Here is a 3,683-nt window from a genome sequence, read left to right on the forward strand (position 1 = left end):
TGACGGTGTTATTTATTTCGTCATGCGCGGACTTGATCCGCGTATCCACGTCTTCATGCAGGCGAAAGCGATTCTAATCAATCTTGAAATGCTTTAGCGGACAAAGCCTCCCGATGGACATTAAAGCCTTACTTTGCGAGCCATTGCCCCACGAACGTCGCTAACAAAATGATTAAAGGTCCGAACGTCGCCCAAAGAATCATCTTTATTGAGGCATTCATATTTTTGGCTTTAAGCTGAGTATAGAGCTTATATGCGTCGGGGTGTGAAACCGTTATTTCCGGGCTGCCGAAGTATTCTCTCCACCTGTTCAGTTCATCACAAAATACCTGAGCATCTTCTATGGATTTCCCGAAGGAAAATAGGTGAAGTGGGATTTTTATATCGCCATTAAAGAAGTCCGGAGCGGTTTTATCTTCGCGTGATGCCAAAAGATCATGGTGCTCATCTGAGAATGCACACGCAAAGTATTGAGTGCCAAGTTTAGGGGAACTAAAGCTACCAGCCGAAAATTGCCCGACATCTGACCATTGATGTGAAATTTTTGTCTTAAGGAGCGAGAGTTTATTAAATATGGTGATGAATTCAAATCCGCGCGGGTGCAATGTTATACGAGGGTAACGGAAGATGAGAACGCTCAACGCCATCGTGGAACATAGCCCCCCCAATATCAAGATGAACCAGGCTATCCATATAGGGGGCGCTTTAAAATGCAGCATGACCAAGCCTATTAAAAAAAGCACCCCTCCTAAAAAAAACGATAAAATGCCTTTACTTATAGATGAGTAGAATGTTCTCGTTTGAGAGGACATCAACGTAGGTTCGTTTAATTCTACCATACGAGGATATTGCTGAAATTAAATTACAAACACACTGCGTAGCAATTTTTGTTAATTATGGGAACAATATTTAATTTTTTGTCTCCGTAATTTTTTTTACGGTAAACTCGCCGGAGCGCAGCTATTTATACCGGAGTCTCGTTTATGGCGCGGCAAAAACCGTTAGTGACAGTTACCCGCAAGCTTCCCGATTCCATCGAGACGCGGCTGATGGAGTTGTTCAACGTCCGGCTGAATCTTGACGACAAGCCGATGGACGAAGCGCAGCTTATCGAGGCGGTGAAAACGGCGGACGTCCTGGCGCCGACGGTAACCGACCGCATTGATGCGAAGCTCCTTTCCCATGCCGGTCCGCAATTGCGTCTGATCGCCAATTACGGCGTGGGGGTTGACCATATCGACCTTGCCGCCGCGCACCGGGGCGGCATTATTGTGACCAACACGCCGGACGTGCTGACCGAGGATACCGCCGATCTGACCATGGCGTTGATTCTCGCCGTTCCGCGACGGCTGTGCGAGGGCGAGCGGGTCTTGCGCGCCGGGCAATGGAAGATATGGGCGCCTACATGGATGCTGGGGCACCGCGTCAACGGCAAGCGGCTGGGCATCATCGGCATGGGACGCATCGGCGCGGCGGTGGCGCGGCGGGCGCGAGGCTTCGGGCTTTCCATCCATTATCACAACCGCCATCGGGCGCCTTCGGAGCTGGAGGAAGAGCTGGAGGCCACTTATTGGGAAAGTCTGGATCAGATGCTGGCGCGCATGGACATTATTTCCGTCAACTGCCCTCATACTCCCGCAACCTATCATTTACTGTCGGCCAGACGCCTGGAACTGTTGCAGCCTCATGCGTTTGTCATCAATACCTCACGCGGCGGGGTGATCGACGAGGATGCGCTGATCCGTATTCTGAAAAATGGGGAAATCGCCGGCGCCGGACTGGACGTATATGAAAACGAACCACTGGTGAATCCGAAGCTTCTTGAACTCAACAACGTGGTGCTGCTTCCGCATATGGGGTCGGCGACCAACGAGGGACGGATAGGCATGGGCGAGAAGGTGCTGATTAACATCAAGACCTTTGTTGACGGACACAAGCCCCCGGATCGCGTGCTTGCCGAAGCGTTTTAATTCATATGTCGGCCGAACTGTTTGTCATCTCCATTCCCTACCGCGACCCCGTAGCCGCCTTTGCGGCGTTTGCCGATGATCCGCCGGCGGTCTTTTTCGACAGCGCCGATGAGGGCGGCGGACGCGGACGCCACTCCTACATCGCCGCCGATCCGTTCAGGGTTATTACCGCCGACATAAAGGTAGAAATCGACGGCCATGCCGTAAGCGGCGATCCCTTCGGCGTGCTGCGCCGTGAATTGGCGCGTTTTACTATCCGCTCAAGGCCTGATTTGCCGCCTTTCCAAACGGGCGCCGCCGGGTTCTTCGCCTATGAACTGGGACGGCATCTGGAGCGGCTTCCCGCGCTGCCGCCCAACGATACGCGGTTCCCGGAAATGGTGGTCGGGTTATATGACACCATCGCCGCCTTCGATGTTCATGAGCGCCGCGCCTGGGTTGTGGCCGGCGATCTCGCGGAAAATGATCGGACGGTTCCTCCTCGCCCGTCCGCCAAGGCTCGCGGCGAGGCCATGGCGGCGCGTATCGAGGCGGCGGGCGAGCCTGGCGAAATCGACATGGTGTCGAGCGGGTGCTGGCGAAGCGAAATGACGCGCCGTGATTATGAATCGGCGGCGGCGAAAGTTATTGAGTATATCCTCGCCGGAGACATTTTCCAGGCCAACCTGACGCAGCGTTTCCTGGGAAAAATCCCCGACGGCCTGCATCCTTTCACTTTATACCGCCGTCTGCGGAAGCTCAGTCCGGCGCCGTTCGCGGCTTATCTTGCCTGCGGCTATAACCGCGCCATCGCCTCGGCCTCGCCGGAGCGGTTTTTGCGGCTCGGTTCAGACGGCGAGGTGGAAACACGGCCCATCAAGGGAACGCGACCACGCGGGAAATCTCCTGATGAAGACGCCGAGTTGGCCGCTCTACTGCTGGCCAGCGAGAAAGACCATGCCGAGAATCTGATGATCGTCGATCTTTTGCGCAATGACCTTTCGAGGGTCTGTGAACCGGGCAGCGTCAAGGCGGAAGAAATAGCCGCCCTTGAAAGCTTCGCCAATGTTCATCACCTGGTTTCGGTGGTGCGCGGACAGATGCGGAAAGGACTGGGGGCGGTGGACCTGCTGGAAGCGGCCTTCCCCGGAGGCTCGGTCACCGGCGCTCCCAAGATTCGCGCCATGGAAATAATCGCCGAACTGGAGCCGTCGCGCCGGGGGCCGTATTGCGGGGCCATTGCCTGGATGGGGTTTGACGGGGCGATGGAATCCAGCGTTGTCATCCGCTCCCTGACGATCAGTGACGGCATGGCAATCGCCCAGGCCGGCGGCGGCATTGTCGCCGATTCCGACCCTTCGGCGGAGTACGATGAGACCATCATCAAGGTCCGCGCTTTGCTGGACAGCCTCGGCCCGGCGGAGTTTGGCTAGGGCCAAGACTCATTAAATCCATGAATTCTGCGCGAAGCAGAAAAGGCGATCCGGCTAGGAAAAGGCCGAAAAGCGTAGTATTTGCTATGGTTGAGGCCTTTGAAGACGTCCGGTCGCCTTTTCCGCCGCGCCCGAGAAGGGTGACATCAGAATGACCGAATGGACGGCGGAAAATCGGCTCGTCGGGGGCTGACAGGCCCGCCTTCGCCGATTCTCCTTGTCCCTCAGTCATTTTGATGCCACAGAATTTCATGAATTTAATGAGTCTTGGCCCTAATGATAATCTACCTCAACGGCGAGT

At 55.3% G+C, this 3,683-nt stretch carries 3 protein-coding genes; 2 read left to right on the top strand and 1 reads right to left on the bottom strand.

Going from position 1 to position 3,683, the window contains the following annotated elements; translation table 11 throughout:
• Positions 1 to 128: 128 nt before the first annotated feature.
• Positions 129 to 719 (bottom strand): hypothetical protein, encoded by a 591-nt coding sequence (locus A3H92_03450; protein ID OHC75735.1) that lies wholly within the window; start codon positions 717 to 719, stop codon positions 129 to 131.
• 264 nt (positions 720 to 983) lie between these two features.
• Between A3H92_03450 and A3H92_03455 the strand changes: the two genes are divergently transcribed.
• Both A3H92_03455 and A3H92_03460 read left to right on the top strand, forming a co-directional pair.
• Positions 984 to 1,970 (top strand): D-glycerate dehydrogenase, encoded by a 987-nt coding sequence (locus A3H92_03455; protein ID OHC75736.1) that lies wholly within the window; start codon positions 984 to 986, stop codon positions 1,968 to 1,970.
• Between the two features lie 5 nt (positions 1,971 to 1,975).
• A complete protein-coding gene (locus A3H92_03460; GenBank protein ID OHC75737.1) occupies positions 1,976 to 3,382 on the top strand; it encodes an aminodeoxychorismate synthase, component I in 1,407 nt (468 codons plus the stop codon).
• The last annotated feature ends 301 nt before the right edge of the window (positions 3,383 to 3,683 follow it).

Source organism: Rhodospirillales bacterium RIFCSPLOWO2_02_FULL_58_16 (assembly GCA_001830425.1).
Classification (GTDB): Bacteria; Pseudomonadota; Alphaproteobacteria; order Rhodospirillales; family 2-02-FULL-58-16; genus 2-02-FULL-58-16.

Bases quoted from the DNA above. Each gene is read 5' to 3' on its own strand.
- A3H92_03450 (OHC75735.1), bottom strand. From the start codon at position 719: ATGCTGCATTTTAAAGCGCCCCCTATATGGATAGCCTGGTTCATCTTG.
- A3H92_03455 (OHC75736.1), top strand. From the start codon at position 984: ATGGCGCGGCAAAAACCGTTAGTGACAGTTACCCGCAAGCTTCCCGAT.
- A3H92_03460 (OHC75737.1), top strand. From the start codon at position 1,976: ATGTCGGCCGAACTGTTTGTCATCTCCATTCCCTACCGCGACCCCGTA.